This is a genomic window from Endozoicomonas sp. SESOKO3, assembly GCF_024606255.1.
The window spans coordinates 1-3702 of sequence record NZ_JAHHPR010000065.1 but is presented as its reverse complement, the minus strand read 5'-3'; the positions used below and the strand labels follow the sequence as shown (position 1 = coordinate 3702).

At 48.2% G+C, this 3702-nt stretch carries 2 protein-coding genes; both read right to left on the bottom strand.

All coding sequences use genetic code 11. The features are described from left to right. On the bottom strand, window positions 1-998 hold a 998-nt coding region (locus tag KDK18_RS01090; RefSeq protein ID WP_257252571.1), incomplete at its 3' end, for a hypothetical protein. A 132-nt stretch (window positions 999-1130) separates the two neighbouring features. Beyond that, a partial coding sequence (locus KDK18_RS01085; RefSeq protein ID WP_257252569.1) for a hypothetical protein occupies window positions 1131-3702 on the bottom strand: 2572 nt, incomplete at its 5' end.

Sequence of the window (3702 nt, the reverse complement as noted above, 5' to 3'; positions counted from 1 at the left end):
TTTTCAGCCTGCTCGTTTTTTCCCATTAGCTGCCAGAGTCGTGCCAGAGCCAGATCAATTTCATCATCTCCACAGGCTTTACAAAGTAACGCCTCACTGTTGTTGGATCGCTTGCCACTCATTTTCAGTAGCAGGTCTTCAGCCCATTCATACAGGTCCCTCTCCTGCAAGAGTCGCACCAGGGCAATATTGACGGTATGGAGTTGTTTACGCAGTCTTTCTGCAACGCCTCTGTATCGATGTGACTGCAGCATTTCGGTCAGCTCTGTTTTCATGTTCACCAGCAGTGTTTCAGTCATCTGGTGTTTTTTCATAAACTGCCACAGTCGTGCATTGGTGACATCAGCGTCAAAATTGTGAGATTTCTGGCAAAGGATCTCTTCATCAGCGTCGGGATTTATGTTTCTCAGTTTTAACAGTCGTGTTTCAGCATCAGGAATCAATCCAAGCGCTATTTCACAGCGGCTCAGGGTCAGGTCAAGGTTAGGAATTCTGGAAGCCCCGAGTTCAGTCAATGGTTCTTCCGACCTGAGTTTTTGCAGAAGAGAACAGGCTTCTTTCTGTTTTTCCGGGGTTTGCTCTTTCAGCGATCTTGCCAGCCCTATGGTTGCGTTTCGTTCGTCGGCCTGGTTGAGTTGGCCCCGGTATTCTTCTAAGGTGGACCGGAATGTTTCTTCTGCATCGGTGAAACATTGGTTTTTTAGTGCTTCGTAAGCCTGGCTGATGTTTTCTTCAGCCGCAATGGGCGATTGCTTCTTTCTTGAGGGCTGCAAACCCCGGGAAGAAGGTACCCCGTGTGCAGTGGTTTGCCGACGATGAATATCCTGGCCGTTCGAAAACCGGTTCTCCCACGAACGACGAGGAACAAACGGTAGCGCATTCGGGTTTAAATCAGATGCAGGCTTTCTGTCCTGATGAGCGTCCTGATCGGATTCAGGCAAGCGATGTTGTGACGGTTGCGATGTTGAACCGTAGGCTGGTGGTAATCCGTAACTCATGCAAAGTGACCTCCCTATGCTCTTAAGACAGCAAACATACATAAGAGTTCATCCAAGCGCCTTAATTACCTGATCCTTTGGAATTCAATATTGCTGGCTCATTGGCCAGACTCTTATTTTCGCCGCAGGCGCTTATGTTTGCTGTGCCTGATTCTTCACCTTTTCAACAGCTCTGGCTTCGATGATTCGCCAAATGTCGTAAGCTTTAAACTTCTCTCCCCGTCCGGGGTCAAGGGTTTCGGCTTTTTTGAACCATTCGCTCCAAACGTCTTTACTGTAATTCATCATTCTGAGACAGTGGGCTTTTTGCGAACAGGCGCTTGCATTCCTGGGGTATTTCTCCAGTACGGATTCTGCATACTCAAGCGCCTTTTTAAGGCTATCCTGTCCTGTCTCAGGGTCGCCATCTGCTATCTGCCGGGAAGCCAGACTGAAATAATGGATCGAAGTTAACAGTATTCTATTGGCGCTTTCCTGATACCCAGTCATCATTTCCATGAACCTTGCTGTTCCGGCATAGGTACTCAGCAGTGCCAATTCACATTCACTCGTATGGTATAAATCACAGCAGCGATGAATCAGTCTTTGAGCCCGTTCATTTTTATCCATCATCTGCCAGAGCATTACCAGGGTCAGATCAATATCGTGCTTCCCAGAGGGCTTGCACAGTTCTTCCTCAGCGTCATCGGGGTGCTTGTCACTCATGTTCAGCAACAGTTTTTCAGACCGTGTATATTTGCCCATATCCTCCCAAATTCGCACCAGAATTATGTCAATCTGAAGGTGCCCACAGGGCTTGTACAGGTCTTCCTCATTGCCATTGGCGGACTTGCCACTCATGTTCAGCAGCAGTTTTTCAGACCGTTTATATTCGCCCACTCTTCCCCAATGTCTCACCAGAGTCAGGTCGATTGTCAGATCTCCAGAGGGCTTGCACAGCGCTTCCATACTGGCAAAGGGAGATTTGCCAACCATATTCAACAGCAACCTTTCAGTCAGTGTGTATTTGCGCTGCATCTCCCAATTTCTTGCCAGCGCCAGATCAATATCTTTCTTCCCGCAAGGCTTGCACAGGCGCTCTTCATTGTCATCGGGGTGCTTGTGACTCATGTTCAGCAGCAGTCTTTCTGTCCATTCATAGTTGCCCATCGTCTGCCAGAGTAAGGCCAGAGCCAGATCCAGGACATTATTTCCAGTGGGTTGACACAGAATTTCTTTATTTTGATTGGGTTTTTTGCCCATCATGTTCAGCAGCAGCTTTTCAGCCCTGTTATATTGGCCTACCTGCCCCCAGTATCGAACCAGGGCCAAATTAATTTCATAATTTTCACAGGGCCGACACAGGATTTCTTCACTGTTACCAGGGTGCTTGCCGCTCATGTTCAGCAGCATCTTTCCAGAAAGTTCAGGTTTATCCATGATCTGCCAGAGTCGAACCAGAGTCAGGTCAATCTCACGCTTTCCAGTGGGCCTGCAAAGCCTTTCAACACTGTCACCAAGGTGTTTTCGACTCATGTTCAGTAGCAATCCTTCAGCCAGGTGATATTTGCCCATGACCTCCCAATGCAGCGCCAAAGTCAGATCAATGTCGAGATGCCCAAAAGGCTTGCAAAGCATCTCCGCACTGGCATCAGGGTGCTTGCCACTCATGTTCAGCAGCAATTTTTCAGACCATTCGTGTTTGCCTTTCGTCTGCCAGAGTCGCACCAGGGCAAGGTCAATTTCACGATTTCCAGAGTGAGTGCATAGAATTTCTTCACTGGCATTGGGGTGCTTGCCACTCATGTTCAACAGCAGCTTTTCAGCCCGTTCATTCTTTCCTGTCAACTGCCAGTGTCGTGCCAGAGCCAGATCAATTGCATTATCTCCACAGGGCTGAGAAAGGATCTCCTCGCTGTCATTGGATTGCTTGCCAATCATGTCCAGCAGCAGGTCTTCAGCCCATTCATACAGGCTTCTCTCCTGCAAGAGTCGCACCAGGGCAAGAGTTACGATACGGAGTTGTTTATAGAGGGTTTCTGCAGTAGCAGTGCTTGGATTCGATAGTAGCTTTCTGGTCAGCTCTGTTTTCATGTTCACCATCAGTGTTTCACTCATCTGGTGTTTTCCCATCAACTTCCAAAGTCGGGCATTGGTAATATCAGCGTCAAAATTGTGAGATTTCTGGCAAAGGATCTCTTCATCAGCATCGGCTGTTTTATTTCTCAGTCTTATCAGTCGTGTTTCAGCATCCGAAAGCAATCCAAGTGCTTGTTCACAGCGGCTCAGGGTCACGTCAAGGTTAGGAGTTGTGGAAGCCCCTAATGGAGTCAATGATCCTCTCAATCGAAGTTGTTCCAGACGATAAAAGGCTTTTTTTTGCTTTTCCCGGTTTTGCTCATTCAGCGATCTTGCCAGTCCTATGACTGAGCTTTGGTAGTCGGCCTCGCTGAGTTGGCCCCGATATTCTTGCAAGGTAGCCTGGAATTTGTCTTCTGCATGGGTAAATTGTTGGTTTTTCAGTGCTTTGTATGCTTCATGGATTTTTTTTTCAGCCGCTTCAGGCGATTTCTTTCTGGTTGACCGGTGCCACCTCTGAGAAGAAGGTGCCCTGTGGGTAGTGGTTCGCCGACGGCGAATAGTTGGGAGCGTGTCAGAAGACTGATCGCTGCTCGAACCACGAGGAACAAACGGAAGCGCATTCGGGTTTAAATCAGATGTAGGC